The sequence below is a fragment of the Variovorax paradoxus genome, from assembly GCF_000834655.1.
Classification (GTDB): domain Bacteria; phylum Pseudomonadota; class Gammaproteobacteria; order Burkholderiales; family Burkholderiaceae_C; genus Variovorax; species Variovorax paradoxus_F.
In genome coordinates this window covers 1-14991 of record NZ_JXQQ01000037.1, presented here as the reverse complement: position 1 = coordinate 14991, position 14991 = coordinate 1, and the positions used below count along the sequence as shown (strand labels likewise).

The window sequence follows — 14991 nt, the reverse complement described above, 5'->3', positions numbered from 1 at the left end:
ATCGGTCGCGCTCAACGCTCCTCCCGCTGCACCCCGATTCTTCAAGCGCTCGTGACATCCACCGAACTCAAGGGCTTCATCCTCACCCGCCACTGGCGGGATGCGCCGGCCGGCACGGAGATCGAGTACTGGCTCGCAACCGATGCCGGACCGATCAAGGTGGTCCTGCCCTCCCAGACCTCCGTCGCCTTCGTCGCAGCCCGGCACAGGGTGCAGGTGCAAGCGCACGTCGCGGCCATGCCGGGCGTGGAGGTCCGCGAGCTCGAGTTGAAGACCTTCCAGCAGGAACCGGTCGTCGGTGTCTATGCGAAGCACTTCCGCCAGCTCGGCCGGCTGGCGCGCGCCCTCCAGGCAGAGGGCATTCCCCTGCTCGAAGCCGACGTGCGCCCGCACGACCGCTACCTGATGGAGCGCTTCATCACCGCCGGCGTGCTGGTGGAAGGCGGGCAGGCAGACGGCGCCACCCGCATCGACTGCAGGCTCAAGCCCGCCCCCGACTACCGGCCCGTGCTGAAGGTGGTGTCGCTGGACATCGAGACCAGCCAGCACGAGGCGCTCTATTCCATCGCGCTCGACGGCTTGCCGGAGCGGGTGGTCTTCATGCTGGGCGAGCCGCCGGGCGAGTCGATTGCGCAAGGTGAGCCCGATGAGCCCGCGGGCTTCTCGCTCGTCTACTGCCCGACGCGCAAGGCCATGATCGAGAAGCTCAACGACTGGTTCGAGCGGAACGATCCGGACGTCCTCATCGGCTGGAACGTCATCCAGTTCGACCTGCGGGTGCTTCAGAAGACGGCCAACGAAGGCGGGGTGCCGCTTCTTCTCGGGCGGGAGCGCCGGCCCATCGAATGGCGCACGCACCCCGGCAAGCAGGGCTACCTGTTCGCGCCCATGCCCGGCCGCGTGATCATCGACGGCATCGATGCGCTCAAGGCCGCGGTCTGGAGCTTTCCTTCCTTCAGCCTGGAGAACGTCTCGCAAGCGCTGCTGGGCGAAGGCAAGGCCATCGGCGACGACTACGACAAGATGGCCGAGATCGAGCGGCGCTACCAGGAAGACAAGCCCGCGCTCGCGCTCTACAACATCCGCGACTGCGAGCTGGTCCTGCGCATCTTCGAGAAGGCCAAGCTGCTGCAGTTCGTGATGGAGCGCGCCCAGACCACGGGCCTGCAGGCCGACCACTTCGGCGGCTCCATCGCCGCGTTCAGCCACCACTACCTGCCGCGCATGCACCGCCTGGGCTACGTGGCGCCGAACGTGGGCGAGATTCCGAGCAAGGCCTACCCCGGCGGCTACGTGATGGACTCCAAGCCCGGGTTCTACGACTCCGTCGTGGTGCTCGACTACAAGAGCCTCTACCCATCGATCATCCGCACCTTCCTGGTCGACCCCGTGGGCCTCGTGGAAGGCACCCATGCCGCCGACCCGGCGCTGGCCGTCAAGGGGCCGCAAGGCACCGTCTTCTCGCGCGAGAAGCATTGCCTGCCGGAAATCGTGACCACGCTCTGGCGCGCACGCGACGAAGCCAAGCGGGAAAGAAACGAGCCGTTGTCGCAGGCGCTGAAGCTGCTCATGAATTCCTTCGCCGGCGTGCTGGGTGCGGCCGACTGCCGCTTCTTCAATCCCAAGCTCGTGTCCGCCATCACCCTTCGCGGCCACGAGATGATGAAGCTCACACGGGAGTTCGTCGAAAAACGCGGGTATTCGGCGATCTACGGCGACACCGACTCCATCTTCATCTGGCTCCGGCGCACCCACACCAACGAAGAAGCGCACGCCATCGCGGCGACGCTGGCGCGAGACATCAACGCCTGGTGGACGCAGTCCCTCCGGGAGCAACACGACCTCCCGAACTTCCTGGAGATCGAGTTCGACACCCACTACAAGAAGTTCTTCATGCCGACCATCCGCGGCTCGGAAGTCGGCAGCAAGAAGCGGTATGCGGGCCTGAGCGTCGATGCCAAGGGCAAGGAAGAAATGGTCTACCGCGGCCTGGAGATGGCCCGCAGCGACTGGACCCCGCTGGCGCGCCAGTTCCAGGAGGGGCTGCTCTCGCGCATCTTCCACGGCGAGCCCTACAAGGCGTTCGTGGCGGACTATGCACAGGCGCTGCTGGCCGGCGAGATGGACGACCTGCTCGTCTACCGCAAGCGCCTGCGCCACCGCCTGGACGCCTACCAGGTCAACGTGCCGCCGCAGGTGCGCGCGGCGCGGGTTGCCGACGACTACAACGCCCGCGTCAATCGCCCCAGGCAATACCAGAACGGCGGCTGGATCCGCTACGTCATGACCCGGGGCGGGCCCGAGCCCATGGAGGCTCGCCAGTCCCGCATCGACTACGAGCACTACCTGAGCAAGCAGCTCCAGCCGATTGCCGACGCCATCCTGCAGCCGATGGGCGAGAGTTTCATGGCGCTGACGACGGCGCAGCAAGGTCTGTTCTAGCGAACGGCGCCCGGGTTCAGGCGCCATCGGAGCAACTCGATAGAAGCCCCCTTGCCTTGCCCCACCAGATGGACGCCCAATCCGTATCGAGCGCGTCAAGGGGTAATTTTCAACCCGGAGTTGCCGCATCGCGGGACCTGGGCGGACGGCTCTCGCGCAGAACATTCCATCGCAAAAAATGGAGAAGAACCAAGATGCCCGCAGCCATGTTCGCCGCCCTGTTCTTCACGGTGGCCCTCCTCGTCACCACGGCCTACTTCATCATGGGCTCCATCCCGCTGCTGGTGCTCAAGCACGACACGCCGCTCGATGCGCGCTTCGTGCGCGGTTTCTTCAACCTCTACTACGTCGGCGCGTTCATCACGGCCTCCGCGACGGCGATCAGCTTCGCGCTTGCGGGGCGTTTCGGTATCGCGGCGGGTGCCGCGGCACTTGCGGCGATGGCCATCGTCCTGCGCAAGAAGGTGATTCCCAAGATGGACGCGCTCGGGGAGCAGATCAAGTCCAACTACATGGACGCGATTCCGGGGTTCCGCAAGACGCACATCACCGCCATCCTGATCAACCTCGCGCAGCTGGTGGTGATCGTGTGGACGCTCATTGCGGTGAGCCAGCAGTAGCAGCAGTCGCAGCACCTCGTCGCAGCACGACCGGCGAGCCGCCTGCGGCACGCGCCCTCAACTGGCCGCAGCCGCCGTCGACATCCTGCCCCGCCGAATCGCGCAGCTTCGTGAGGATGCCGCGCTCGTGCAGCGTGCGCGCGATCTGCTCGCAGCGCTCCCACGACGGGCGGCTGAACGCCACGCCGTCCACGGCGTTGAATGGAATCATGTTCAGCACGCCGTACTTGCCCGAGAGCAGCCTGACGATGCCTTCGATCTCGTCTTCGCCGTCGTTCACGCCTTCGAGCAGCGCCCACTGGTACTGGATCGGATAACCGGTGGCCCGCGCATAGCGCTCGCCCGCATCGACCAGCGCCTCGGGCGTCATGTCGGGCGCGCGCGGCAGGAGCGTCTTGCGCAAGGCGGCCTTGGTCGTGTGCAGCGAAAGCGCGAGCGCCGGCTTCACGCGCTCCTGTTGCAGCCGCTCGAACGCGCGCGGATCGCCCACGGTGGAGAACACCAGGTTCTTGTGGCCGATGTTGCCCACGGTGCCCAGGAGCTCGATGGCCTCCATCACGTTGTCCAGGTTGTGGGCCGGCTCGCCCATGCCCATGAACACGACCTTGCGCACCTTGCGGCGCATGCGTGCGAGCGCGACCTGCGCAATGATCTCTGCGCTGCCCACCTGGCGCAGCAACCCGCCCTGGCCCGTCATGCAGAACTGGCACCCCACGGCGCATCCGACCTGCGACGAGACGCACAGGCCATCGCGCGGCAGCAGCACGCTCTCCACGGTCTGGCCGTCCGCCAGGGCCACGAGCAGCCGCTCGGAGCCGTCGGCGCCGGGGTGCACCGTGTGGATGCGCGCGAGCCCCGCGAGCTCGGCTTCGATGGCCGGCAGCGCCTGCATCAACGACGACGGAAAGAAGCTGTGCGGCAGGCGCCGGCCGCTGTCGCGCGGCAGCGCGTGCGACCACAGCCGCAGGATGCGCTGCTCGTGGCTCGGGCCCGCGCCGGCTTCGCGGAGTCTTCGTTTCAGTTCGTGGATGCGCATGCGTGCGTGGCGATGTGTGAGGGGATGGCTGGCAGAGATGGCGTGCGGGCGGCGTCAGCGATCCGGTGCCCGATTTTCCATCAACCCCTTCGCGCCGATTTTTCGACCTGCCCGACCGCGCGCCGCCCCGCGTTGGCCACCTGGCTGTGCGGGTGCGTGGCGCACATGCGCGCAATCGGTGCGAGCGCCGGGAGCGGCCGCCGCGCGATCTCGATGGCCACCGCTTCGCCGAGATAGAAATCCTCATCCCTCGCAAGCCGCTCCAGCAGCGCAAGGTCGCGCAGGTCGAGCGACGGGATCAACGCGGTCGCCACATCGGTCTGCGTGCCATCGTCGAGCAGGCGATGGACCAGCTCGCTCAATGCGGGCTGGTCGCTGGCTACCGGCGAGCCTTCGGGATGCAAGTCGGAAATCTCGCCCCCCTGCTCGCCCGCCTCCCGCGCCGCAGCCAGAAAGCCTTCGAGCGAATCGAAGACCACGCGGCTCTCGCCGTCGTGCGCCAGGTAGAACACGCACCCTTGCAGCGGCGCCTTGCCGATGAGCAGGTGGTGGTCGCTGGTGTCGGGGTCGTCGAGCACAAGGCCCTGCAGCGCATCGACGACGGGTTGCCCGCTGAAGGCCTCGGTCAACTTGCTTGCGCCTTCCATCGGCAACAAGCCGAGCGCGGAGAAAAGCGGATCGTCGATTGCGCCGAAATACTCGTCGAGCGTCATTGTCTTGGCAACCTCGTCAGCCGGGCGGCTTGAAACCGAACACTTCGTTCCATGCCGCATCCGCGCTGTCGCGCTCCCACGCCGAGCCGACGGGCTTGTCCGTGACCGCGCCCAACGACGGGTCCATCTTGAGGAACGAATTCAGGGGGCAGATCTTCGGCGGGTTGTCGTCGAGCACGCGCTGGCTCTCCCTGCCGCTCAAGAAGATCCAGCCCGAGTCGTGCGGATTGTTCGGCTTCACCCGGTAGGCGAAACACACGGGCAACCGGTTCGGCCCCATGACCTGGTCCGACGCCAGCACCAGCGGCGCGAGCGCGGCGAACTTGTCTTCCCACGGTTCCTTCTTCTTTTTGAATGGCCACATGCGAATGCTTCCTCCTGTTCAGTGTTTGTTGCCCTTGACCCGATCGATCAGCTTGCGCGCGAACCGGCCCAGCGTCATCGGCCCCAGCCGGTGGCTGAGCCGCGCCCTCTGCGCTTCGGGCATCTGGCTGCCGAAGCGGCGCAGCGCATCCCTGATCGTCGTGAACTCCTCTTCGTGCCGGCCCAGCAGGCCCTGCGCCTCGGCGAGCCATTCGCTCGCGTTGAAGACGCGCTCGCGCATCTGCGCATCGGTGCTCTCGCCGTAGCGCGCGATGAGCGTCTTGTAGACCTCGGCCCGCCCCGCCTGGTCGCCTTGCTGGCCGAGCAGGCTCGCCTTGTTGATCATTGCCTTGGCCACCCAGAGTTGCAGCGCGGCGTCTTTCGCATCCCCGTCACGGCCGAGGAGCTGCGCATAGCTTGCCAGTGCGGCGTCGGCGTTGCCCAACTGGCGGTGCGTCAAGCCCTGGCAATAGAAGGCGCGCGCCACGCGACGGCGAAGGTCGATCACGTTGGAGCCGCCCCAGCGGGCAATGATGTCGCTGTAGACCGCCTGCTCCTGCTCATGCCGCCCGAGCTTGTCGAGCGCTGCGCTCTTGTAGCCCAGGCACAGCGCCACGCGCTCCTGGATCGACATCGACAGCTCTTCGCCGTAGCGCGCGTCCATTTCGTCGGCGCACGCGATCACGCGTTCGAGCTGGCCCAGCTGCTGCAGCATGTAGGTCTTGTTGGTCAGCGCACGCGAGCACTGGTTGCGCAGCTCGGGGTGGCTGGCCTCGACGTGCTCGGCCAGCACCCGGTCGGTCAGTTCGATGCCCTCGCGGTGCTTGCCGGCCTCACCCAGCTCGTAGCCGCGGGTGATCGTGTCGCGTATTTCATCGAGCTTCTCGACGGGGAGGTCCGCGAAGTCGCCGCCGAAATCCGCGCCCGAGAGCCTGTCGAGCGTGACGAGGCAGGTCTGGCGGCTCGCGGCGGCCTTCGACAAGGTGTCGCGCAGCGACTCCGAGGTGATGTTGCGAAAGCGCGCGACGATCTCGTCGTACACCGCCAGCGCCTCCGCCGGCCGGTCCACGAGCTTGAGCAGCAAATACCCCTTGTTGAGCAGGGCGCTCGCCACGATCTCGAGCACCTGCTCGTCGCTCTCGTCGGCCGTGAGCGCGAGCAGCCGGTCGTAGGCCGCGATCGCATCTTCGAAGGCCTCGGCCTCGCGCAGTTCGTGGGCATGGGAATACAGCACGTCGATGACCTGCCTTCGCAGGTCCGCCACCGGGTCGCGCCCGAAGTCCGCGGCCAGCGCGTCGAGCATCGGCCCCTGCGCATCGGCCGGCTCGTCGCGCAAGGCCAGGATCTGCAGGCGCGCGTGAACGGCCTCCTCGCGCAGCGCCTGGCTCGCGCTCGCATCGACGCCCGATGCGGCGGCCTGGTACAGCGCGATCGCCTCGCCGTTGCGGCCTTCCCCGCGCAGCACGCTGGCGGCGGCCATGGCCGCACGCGTCGCGGTCAGGATCAACGCGGCGTCGGTCTCGCCGGTGTGCTTGCCGAAGCGCGCGTGCACCGCACCGAACTGGGCGGCGGCTTCTTCCGCGCGGTCCAGGTCGCGCAGCGCCTGGCCGCGCGCCACGCCGGCGCGCGCCACCCAGCGCCGCACCGGCAGGAGCGGCGATTCGCCGAAGCGCGCGTCCAGCGCGTCGCAGGCGTGCAGCACGTCGTCGGGCTCCTCGGCGTCGTAGGCGGTGCGGCACATCACCTCGGCCATCAGCTCCTCGATGTCTTCGCCGGTGTGATGACCGAAGCGCGCGATGAGCGCGGCGCGCACCGCCGGCACTTCGTCTTCGCGGTCCAGGCGATACAGCACATGCGTCTTCAGGGCCATCGCGCGGCAGGCGCGCAGCGCGACACCGGGCAGCTGGTCGGCCAGGTGCGCGGCCAGCACGTCTTCGCAGGCAGCCAGCGCCAGCGCGTGTTCGCCGGCGTCGTCGAGCATGTCGGCGCGCAGGAACCCGGCGCGCGCATGCACTTCGCGCAGCGCCTCGCGCGGGTCGCCCGCGTAGGCGGCGAGCACTTCGCCCAGCATGGGGATGGCCTCTTCGACACGCCGGCCGGCGTCGGCCAGGCGCATGGCCTGGGTGATGCGCGAGTGCCCGACCCAGCCGGCCACGGAAGGCTCGGGCGCATGGGCCAGGTCGCGCCAGGCGGCATCGAAGGCTTCGCGCGATTCGGCGGGGTAGTCCAGGTCGGCGAGCAGCTCGCCACGCCAGATGCGGGCGCGCGCGACGGTCTCGCGCGTGGCCTCGGGCGCATCGTTGGCGTAGCGGCGCACGATGTCTTCGCAGCTGCGCACCATGTCAACCTTGGCGAACGCACCGCCGAAGGAGCCGGCCACCACGGCGCGCTGGAAAGCGGCGCGGGCCACCCAGATGCGCACTTCAGGGGTGCTCGCATCGCCGAAACGGCGCTCGACTTCTTCGTAGGCCTGCACCTCGCGCCTCGATTCGCCGAGCGCACGCAATGCGCTGCCCTTGGCATTGAACGCCTGCACGATCCAGACGGCGCGGCCCGCGGGCGCTGCATCGGCATGCGCGATCAACGCATCGCAGAGTCCGGCGCGCTCGGCGTGCCGCCCGAGCTGGGCGAGCGCCTCGCCCTTGCGCAGCCACGCTTCGTAGAGATGCTCTTCGAGCAAGGGGTCGTTGGCGGCCTGCAGGCGGTCGATGACCTGCTCGGCTTCGGCGATGCTGGCCAGTGCTGCGGCTTCGACTGCGTTCGTCGTGCTCAATCGGATTCCCTCCCTTGCGTGCCGCCGTGGCACGCCGTGCGCCTGCCCGTTGCAGGCAGGCGCACTTTAAAGGAAGGACGGCGCGCTACCGGCCGGAGGCGTAGCGGCGGACCAGGATGCGCGTGCCCGCGCCCGGCTCGAACTGCTGCCACGCCAGCACCGCATTGCCCAGCTCGTTCATGCCGATGTCGGGCGTGTTGGCTGCTTCGTCGGTGGCCTCCTGCGGCGCGGGCGCACCCCAGCCTTCGGCCGGTGCGTAGCGCGCGGCGTGGAGGTCGCTCGTGCCTTTGCCGTTGGCCTCGGTCCACGCGGTGAGGGCGTGGCTCGCGTCGTCCACGCCCAGCGCGGGCAGGCTGGCGAGCGCGAGCGAAGCGGCGGGCCGCACCGCGTGGCCGGCGCCGAATGCGGCGCCGGGCGCTGCCGTCGCGGCCATGAGCGCCTGGTCCTGACGGCCCCAGCTCACGACGGCCGAACCGGCCGCGTTCATGCGCAGCACCGGCGTGCTCAGGAAGGCCTGCGTGCCCGTGAACGGCGCATCCACGCGCGCGGTCCCGCCCTGCCAGGCGCCTGCGGCATAGCGCTTGAACCACACGGCGCTTTCCCACTGGTTGCTGCCACCGGGCAGATCGGCCTGGCCCCAGGCCAGCAGCGCATTGCCGCCGGCGTCGATCGCCAGGTCGTGCGCGCCGATCGACTGCCCGGTGCCCGCATCCGGCACCAGCTCGGCCGCCGCGGCCCAGTTGCCGCCCGCGTCGGCGCGATTGGTCCAGAGCGATGCGCTGCTGCCGGTGGAGCGCTTCCACACGGCCACCGATTCGCCCGAGCCCGCCACCACCACCGCCGGGTCGCCGTCCACCGTGCCCACGACCTCGTCGGTCTCGATCAGCCCGGCCGTGCCCCAGCCGCCCGCCGGCGTGTAGCGGTTGGCATAGATGCTGAAGCGCGTGGCCGGGCCGATCTGCGACCACACCGCCGTGGCGTTGCCGTTGGCATCGATGCCCGCGCTCGCGAAGCCGACGGTGCCGCCGACCGTCTCCAGCAGCGCGGGCGCGCCCCAACCGGTCGATGGGTCGACCTGCAGCGCCCACAGGTCGTAGGCCCCCACGGAGCTCAGCTGCGTCCACACCACCACGGCGCGCCCGCTGGCCTTGTCGATGGCCACGCGGATGTCGCGCACGCCGCCGCTGTTGGCCTCCAGGCGCTGCGGCGCGCTCCAGTCACCGCCCGGCCGGTAGAGGCTGCCCCAGAGCCTGTCGGTGAGCTGGTCGGCTTCGAGCTGGCGCCACACGAGCAGCGCGCGCCCTTGCGCATCGACCGCCACCTTCGGCTGGCTCGCGCCGCCGGCGGACACCGTGAGCGCATCGCCCCAGCCGACGACCGGCGGCGCGGCGACGAAGGTGGCCGTCACGGCGAGTGCGGCATCCATCCGCACGGTGCACGTGCTGGCAGCGCCGCTGCAGGCGCCTGCCCAGCCGCCGAGCACCTGCCCCGCCGCCGGTGCTGCGGTGAGCGTGACCTGCGTGCCCGCCGCGAAATCCGCGCCGCAGCTGTCGGCGCAGTCGATGCCCGCCGGTTGCGAGGCGACGCGGCCGGCCCCGGCGATGCCCACATCCAGCCGATACGCCGCACCCGCGGGCGGAGGCAAGCCGATGGGCGGGAACAGGCCGCCGCCGGAGCCGCCGCCGCCTCCACCGCCGCAGGCCGTCAACGTCATCAGGGCCAGGGTCCACGCACACGCCATCCATCGCCTGCAGGTGCTCTTCTTCGTCATGTCTGCCATTCCTCCGTTCGCTGACGCCGGGGCCCGGCGCCTTCTGTGCTCGTTCAAGAGGCACGGATCGTAGGAACGCGGGTGGCCGCGGGCCATAGCACCATCGGGCACCTGCCCGAAGGTGCTGTTTCGCCGCGCGCGATGTCTGGCTAGGCTGGATGCTCCCGTGCGGGCTCGCCCCCACGTTCACGCTTTCACGAACCTCGCGGCGCTGCATGACACCTTCACCCACCTCCTTCGCTTCGCTTTTCTTCGCGCTTCTCGCGGCCGCCCTGCTCGTGGGCGGATGCGCCTCGCACGCGGTGACCGACGACGCCATCGTCACCAACACCTCGCGCGCGCTGGGCCTGCCGCCCAGCGCGTTCACCATCTCGAACCGCGCGGACAGCGGGGTGCAGACGACCTTCATCGCCAGGACCGATGGCGGGCGCACCTTCAACTGCTACGTGGAAGGCTCGGTGTCGGTGGTGGGCCGGGTGGTGAGCGATGCCATCTGCCAGGAGATGCGGCAGAGCGATGCCCCTGCTTCCTCGCGCCGCGCCAACGCCAGGCCCGCGAGCGGCACCGCACCGGCACCGGCACCCGCACCGGCCTGCAACGCATTGCTGCGCGCCGCCGGTCGTTGCAACTGAAGCCGCTGCGCGCCACCACGCCGCGCCGCCGGGCGGTGTGGACAATGGCGCCCTACGAGGAGATGGCGCGGCCCGCCGGGCCCGCGCCGAGGATCACGGCACCATGAAACTTCTGCTTGTCGACGATCACCCGCTGTTCGGTGTCGGCTTTGCGCATGCGCTCGCGCACGCGCGGCCCGACTTCCAGGTGGAGACCGCCCTGTCGCTCGGGCAGGGCGTGGAGCGCGCCTCGCAGTGCCCGCCCGACATCGTGCTCATCGACTACCGCCTGGGCGGCGAAGACGGCCTGGAGGGCCTGCGCCTCTTCGGCGTGCGGCACCCGCTGGTCTCGCGCCTGCTGATCTCGGGCGACGAGGAGCCGGCCCTCGCTGCACGCGCTCGCGCGGCGGGGGCGGCCGGCTTCATCGGCAAGTCGCAGCCGGTGGCGCGCATCGCCGCCGCGCTGGACGAAGTGGCCGCCGGCGGCGAGGCGTTCGACGTGCTGCAGCCGCGCGCGGGCCTGGCGGCCTCGGGCCTCACGCCGCGGCAGCTCGAAGTGCTGCTGCTGGTGGCGCAAGGCCGCCAGAACAAGCAGATCGCCGACGAGCTGCAGATCGCGGAGCGCACCGTCAAGCTGCACATCACGGCGCTGCTCGATGCGATGGATGCGCGCAACCGCACTCACCTGCTGGTGCAGGCCCGGCGCGCGGGGCTGATGCTGGACGTGCGATGAAGCCCGCGCCCTCCGACGCGCCGCGCGAGCTCGGTGCCGGCGGCACCCGCGGCTTCATCGCCTCGCGCTTGGCCTTCTCGCAACTGCAGTACCAGCAACTGGAGCAGATGATCCGCTCCACGCCCTGGGCGTGGCTACTGGCCGCCGCCGCGGGGCTGCTGTGCTACCTCGAATACAAGGACGGCGCCGACGGCCAGCGCGTGAAGGCGTGGTTCATCGTCTACTGCGCCATCGTCGCGGTGCGCATGGGCGTCTGGCTGGCGTGGGTGTTGCGGCCGGGGCTTCGCGCGAACCTGCCGGCGATGGTGCTGCCCGTCATGGCCACCAACCAGCTCATGGCGTTCTCGCTGGGCGTGCTCTGCGCGCTGCTGCAGAACGACGGGCCCGCGCAGGCCGAGGCGATTCTTCACATCACCATGGTCACGGTCTCGCTGGGCGGGGCGATCCGCCTTTCGACGATGGGGCGGGCGGCCCATGTGTACGTGGCGCTCATCCTGGGGCCGCTGGTGCTGCGCGACCTCTGGTTCGGCGGCAGCTACCACGTGGCGATGGCGCTGATCGTGTCGCTCATCGGCATCTACACGCTGCTCAGCGCCAGGGAGCTGTCGTCCGCGCTGCACGAGATCCAGTCGCAGCGCCGGCGCAATGCCGAGCTGGTGATCGCGTTGAGTGCAGAAAACGAACGCAGCACTTCCGCTCGCCGGACCGCCGAAGAAGCCGTGGCCGCGCGCATGCGCTTCTTCGCCTCCGCCAACCACGACCTTCGCCAGCCGCTCAATGCGATGGCGCTGCTCGCGCAGACCGTGCACAACGTGAGCACCGAGCGCCATGTGAAAGAAATGTCCGGCCAACTGGTGGCCTGCGCCGACGGCATGACCGACGTGGTGGACGACCTGCTGGACATCACCCGCGCCGACGCCGGCTCGCTCAGCCCGCAGTGGTCGTCCTTCGCCCTCGACGAACTGTTGGCCGAGTGCTGCCGGCCCTACCAGGCGGTGGCCGCTGCCAAGGGGCTGCGCCTGGACATCGCCGCCGGCCCCGTGGCCGTGCGCAGCGACCGCGCGCTGCTGGCGCGGGTGGTCACCAACCTCGTGGCCAATGCCATCCGCTACACGCGCCAGGGGCAGGTGCGCATCGGCAGCCGCATCGCCGAAGGCCGGCTGCACCTGTCGGTGGAAGACACGGGCATCGGCATCGCGGCCGAGCACCTGCCGCAGGTCTTCGAGGAGTTCTTCCAGGTCGACAACCCGGCCGGCGACCGGCGCCTGGGCTACGGCCTGGGGCTGGCCACCGTCAAGCGGTTGAGCGAACTGCTGGACCTGCGGGTCGCGGCGCACTCCGTGCCGGGACAGGGCAGCGTGTTCGAACTGCAGCTGCCGCTGGCCGATGCCGCCGCGGGTCAGCGGAACAACGAGGCAGAAAGCGTCTCCGCATCCGCAACGAACGCAGCCCTCTCGCTGCGCATCCTGGTGGTGGACGACGACCGGAGTTCGCTGCAGGCGCTCGGCGGACTGCTCGCTTCCTGGGGCATGGACGTGCGCTCCGCGAGCGACGTGCAGGGCGCGCTCGGTGTCCTTCAATCAGGGCAACCGGGCTTCAGGCCGCAGGCGCTGGTTGTCGACTTGCGCCTCGGGCCGCAGGCGAGCGGCATCCAGGCCATCGAGACGCTGCGCTCGGCGCTGGACGACGCCGAACTGCCCGCGTTGATCGTGACCGGCGACGTGGGTGGCGACTACCTGGATGCAGCACGCGCGGCGGGCCTGCCCGTCATCGTGAAGCCCGTGCGGCCTTCGCACCTTCGGGCGTTCCTCGGGCACGTGCAGGCGCTCGGGCGGTAAGGCGCCGAGGCACCGCCGTGCCTCATGCCATTACCAGCGCACCTTGAAACCGACGCTCGCATTCACGCCGCTCTTCACGCGCGAATCGCCGCTCGAGCTCCAGAGCTTGCCCAGCTCCGCATACACGCCGACGTTCTCGCTCACCTGCAGCGTGCCGCCCACCGCCAGCTCGGTGCTGGTTCCGCCGGTGCGGGTGGCGATGTCCGCGAAACCGGCCGGCCCGACGAAGCGGGTGACGTCGGTGCCGCGGCTTCCGCGATACACGTTGGCGCGCACATACGGCTGCAGCAGTCCGGCGCCCGTGGCGATCTGGCCCTTCACGCGCACGCCGGCGCGCACCAGCGTGCCGCCGTGGCTGTCTTGTTGCACGAGCGCGCCGGGGATGCTCACGTCGCCCAGGTTCACACGCTGGTGCACCAGCTGCAACTGCGGCTCGATGGACCAGTTCTGCGCGATCGCGAACGACTGCCCCACCTCGATCGACGCCAGCGTGCTGTTGCCCTTGCCGCCGCTGGAGATGCCCAGCGTGGGCGACGCGGTGTAGCGGTGGCGCCCGGCCTGCAGCACGCCATCGACGTACAGGCCGCCGTCGTTCTTCCAGGTCGCATAGGCGCCCAGGAATTCGCTCTTCTGGTCGGTGCTGCCGACCGCGCGGTTCGCCAGGCCGCTGGCGAAGCCGTTCACGCGCATGTCGCCGTCGAGCTGGCCGACGTACACGCCCACGCGCCAATTGGGGTCGGCCCACAGGTCGGTGCCGGCCTGGAAGCCCGTGAGGCGCCCCTTGCTCGTCGGGCTCACGGTGCCGCCCTGCGAGATGGTGCGGTCGGTGCTGATGATGCGGCCCCAGGCCTGGCGGTAGCCCTGCGTGGGCGAAGCGGTGTTGGGGCCCGCGGCCAGGTCGTCGCCCGTACGCTGGTGCATGTTGCCCAGCATCGCGAGGCTGGACTGGCGCAGCTGCTCGGGCAGCGCGGCGTAGAGCGGCACCTCGGCGCGGTAGGTGGGCACCGGCACGCCGCCGATGCCAGTTCCTGTTCCGGTGCCGGTTCCCGTGCCTGTTCCGGTGCCCGTTCCTGGTCCCGTGCCGCCTCCGCCACCGGGTGGCGTGACGGGCGCGGCGGTCGAGCGCAGGTACCAGTTCTCGCCCGCGCCGGCGGCGTCGGCCGCATAGAGCCGGTATTCGTAGGCGCCCGCATCGACGTGCGTGCCGGCCAGCGCGAAGGCGCTCTTGGTCGTCTGCGCGGTGGTGGTCGCGCCGTTGATGGCGCTGATCACCTCGATGCCGTTGCCGGTCGTCAGCGCGCCCAGGCCGCCGAGGTTGGTGATCTGCACATTCGTCGTGCCGCTCGCGACGGCGGTGGGGCCGCTCAATATGAGCCGGTCGCTCGCGCTCGCGCTGCCGCCGAGCGCCGTGCCAAGGCGCAGCGTGCCGCCGTTGCCCACCCAGGGGCCGTTCACGGTGAGCGTGGTGCCCGGCACCGTGCCCACCAGCGACACCGTGCCGCTGTTGGCCATCGAGGCGATGGTCTGGCTGTTGCCCGCGAGGTCGAGCGTGGCGCCCGACGCCACGGTGAACGCGCTGACGGCGCTGAGGTTGTTGGCCGCGCCGGCGCGCAGGGTACCCACCGCCACATTGGTACCGCCGGTGTGCGTGTCGGCGCCGCTGAGCGTGAGCACGCCCGCGCCGGCCTTCACCAGATCGCTGGCGCCGGAAATCGCGCCTGTCCACGCCAGGTTGCGCCCGTTGGTGTCGATGGTGCCCGTGCCGCCGAGCAGCAGCGCGTTGTCGACGGAAAGGCCGTCGGCACCGGCGATCACGCTCGCGGCAGCGCCCGCGCCGATGGAGATGGCGCCCGTCATCGCCGAGCCCGTGTTCAGCGTGAGGCTGTTCGCGCCGCCCGTGAACTCGACCGCCGCGGCGCGCGTCGCGCCATCGCCGCCCAGCCCGCCCGAGATGGTTCCGCCGTTGACGATCGCGAGGTTTGCGCCCGTGACGCCCGCACCGCCCAAGCCGTTGGCGCCGAGCGGCCCGCCGTTGCTGTTGGCTCCGCCGACGCCGCCCGCCCCGCCCGTGATCGAGCCGGTGTTGTTGAT

The 14991-nt window shown here is 69.9% G+C and carries 11 protein-coding genes; 5 read left to right on the top strand and 6 right to left on the bottom strand.

Annotated features, from left to right (window positions below):
* Positions 1-51: 51 nt before the first annotated feature.
* Both RT97_RS16680 and RT97_RS16675 read left to right on the top strand, forming a co-directional pair.
* A complete protein-coding gene (locus tag RT97_RS16680; protein ID WP_042579916.1) occupies positions 52-2442 on the top strand; it encodes a DNA polymerase II in 2391 nt (796 codons plus the stop codon).
* 194 nt (positions 2443-2636) lie between these two features.
* The gene (locus tag RT97_RS16675; protein ID WP_042579915.1) at positions 2637-3062 is read left to right on the top strand and encodes a hypothetical protein; all 426 of its coding nucleotides are present in this window, start codon (positions 2637-2639) and stop codon (positions 3060-3062) included.
* Here RT97_RS16675 and RT97_RS16670 read toward each other — a convergent pair.
* The 5 genes from RT97_RS16670 to RT97_RS16650 form a co-directional block, all read right to left on the bottom strand.
* The gene (locus tag RT97_RS16670) at positions 3040-4098 is read right to left on the bottom strand and encodes an RNA methyltransferase (RefSeq protein WP_042579914.1); all 1059 of its coding nucleotides are present in this window, start codon (positions 4096-4098) and stop codon (positions 3040-3042) included. The genes RT97_RS16675 and RT97_RS16670 overlap by 23 nt on opposite strands.
* Before the next feature lie 80 nt (positions 4099-4178).
* Complete coding sequence (locus RT97_RS16665; protein WP_042579913.1) at positions 4179-4811, bottom strand: hypothetical protein; 633 nt, start codon at positions 4809-4811, stop codon at positions 4179-4181.
* 16 nt (positions 4812-4827) lie between these two features.
* Positions 4828-5175, bottom strand: coding sequence for an immunity protein Imm33 domain-containing protein (locus RT97_RS16660; protein WP_052810681.1), 348 nt, complete (start codon positions 5173-5175; stop codon positions 4828-4830).
* An 18-nt stretch (positions 5176-5193) separates the two neighbouring features.
* Positions 5194-7947 carry a hypothetical protein gene (locus tag RT97_RS16655; RefSeq protein ID WP_042579912.1) on the bottom strand — a complete coding sequence of 918 codons (2754 nt, stop codon included), beginning with the start codon at positions 7945-7947 and terminating at the stop codon, positions 5194-5196.
* Between the two features lie 85 nt (positions 7948-8032).
* The gene (locus tag RT97_RS16650; RefSeq protein WP_052810680.1) at positions 8033-9718 is read right to left on the bottom strand and encodes an InlB B-repeat-containing protein; all 1686 of its coding nucleotides are present in this window, start codon (positions 9716-9718) and stop codon (positions 8033-8035) included.
* Positions 9719-9933: 215 nt separating this feature from the next.
* On the opposite strand from RT97_RS16650, the gene RT97_RS16645 reads away from it, so the two are divergent.
* The 3 genes from RT97_RS16645 to RT97_RS16635 all read left to right on the top strand — a co-directional run bounded on the left by RT97_RS16645 (position 9934) and on the right by RT97_RS16635 (position 12900).
* Positions 9934-10350, top strand: coding sequence for a hypothetical protein (locus RT97_RS16645; protein ID WP_042579910.1), 417 nt, complete (start codon positions 9934-9936; stop codon positions 10348-10350).
* Between the two features lie 103 nt (positions 10351-10453).
* The gene (locus RT97_RS16640; protein ID WP_042579909.1) at positions 10454-11062 is read left to right on the top strand and encodes a response regulator transcription factor; all 609 of its coding nucleotides are present in this window, start codon (positions 10454-10456) and stop codon (positions 11060-11062) included.
* Positions 11059-12900, top strand: a complete 1842-nt coding sequence (locus RT97_RS16635) for an ATP-binding response regulator (RefSeq protein ID WP_042579908.1) — start codon at positions 11059-11061, stop codon at positions 12898-12900. The genes RT97_RS16640 and RT97_RS16635 overlap by 4 nt, the downstream gene beginning before the upstream one ends.
* A gap of 30 nt (positions 12901-12930) precedes the next feature.
* Here the strand turns inward: RT97_RS16635 and RT97_RS16630 are convergent.
* Positions 12931-14991, bottom strand: a 2061-nt coding sequence (locus RT97_RS16630) for an autotransporter family protein (protein WP_042579907.1), incomplete at its 5' end; no start/stop codon positions are given.

Coding starts and splice junctions, on each gene's coding strand:
- RT97_RS16675 (WP_042579915.1), top strand. CDS start 2,637: ATGCCCGCAGCCATGTTCGCCGCCCTGTTCTTCACGGTGGCCCTCCTC.
- RT97_RS16670 (WP_042579914.1), bottom strand. CDS start 4,098: ATGCGCATCCACGAACTGAAACGAAGACTCCGCGAAGCCGGCGCGGGC.
- RT97_RS16665 (WP_042579913.1), bottom strand. CDS start 4,811: ATGACGCTCGACGAGTATTTCGGCGCAATCGACGATCCGCTTTTCTCC.
- RT97_RS16660 (WP_052810681.1), bottom strand. CDS start 5,175: ATGTGGCCATTCAAAAAGAAGAAGGAACCGTGGGAAGACAAGTTCGCC.
- RT97_RS16650 (WP_052810680.1), bottom strand. CDS start 9,718: ATGACGAAGAAGAGCACCTGCAGGCGATGGATGGCGTGTGCGTGGACC.
- RT97_RS16645 (WP_042579910.1), top strand. CDS start 9,934: ATGACACCTTCACCCACCTCCTTCGCTTCGCTTTTCTTCGCGCTTCTC.
- RT97_RS16640 (WP_042579909.1), top strand. CDS start 10,454: ATGAAACTTCTGCTTGTCGACGATCACCCGCTGTTCGGTGTCGGCTTT.
- RT97_RS16635 (WP_042579908.1), top strand. CDS start 11,059: ATGAAGCCCGCGCCCTCCGACGCGCCGCGCGAGCTCGGTGCCGGCGGC.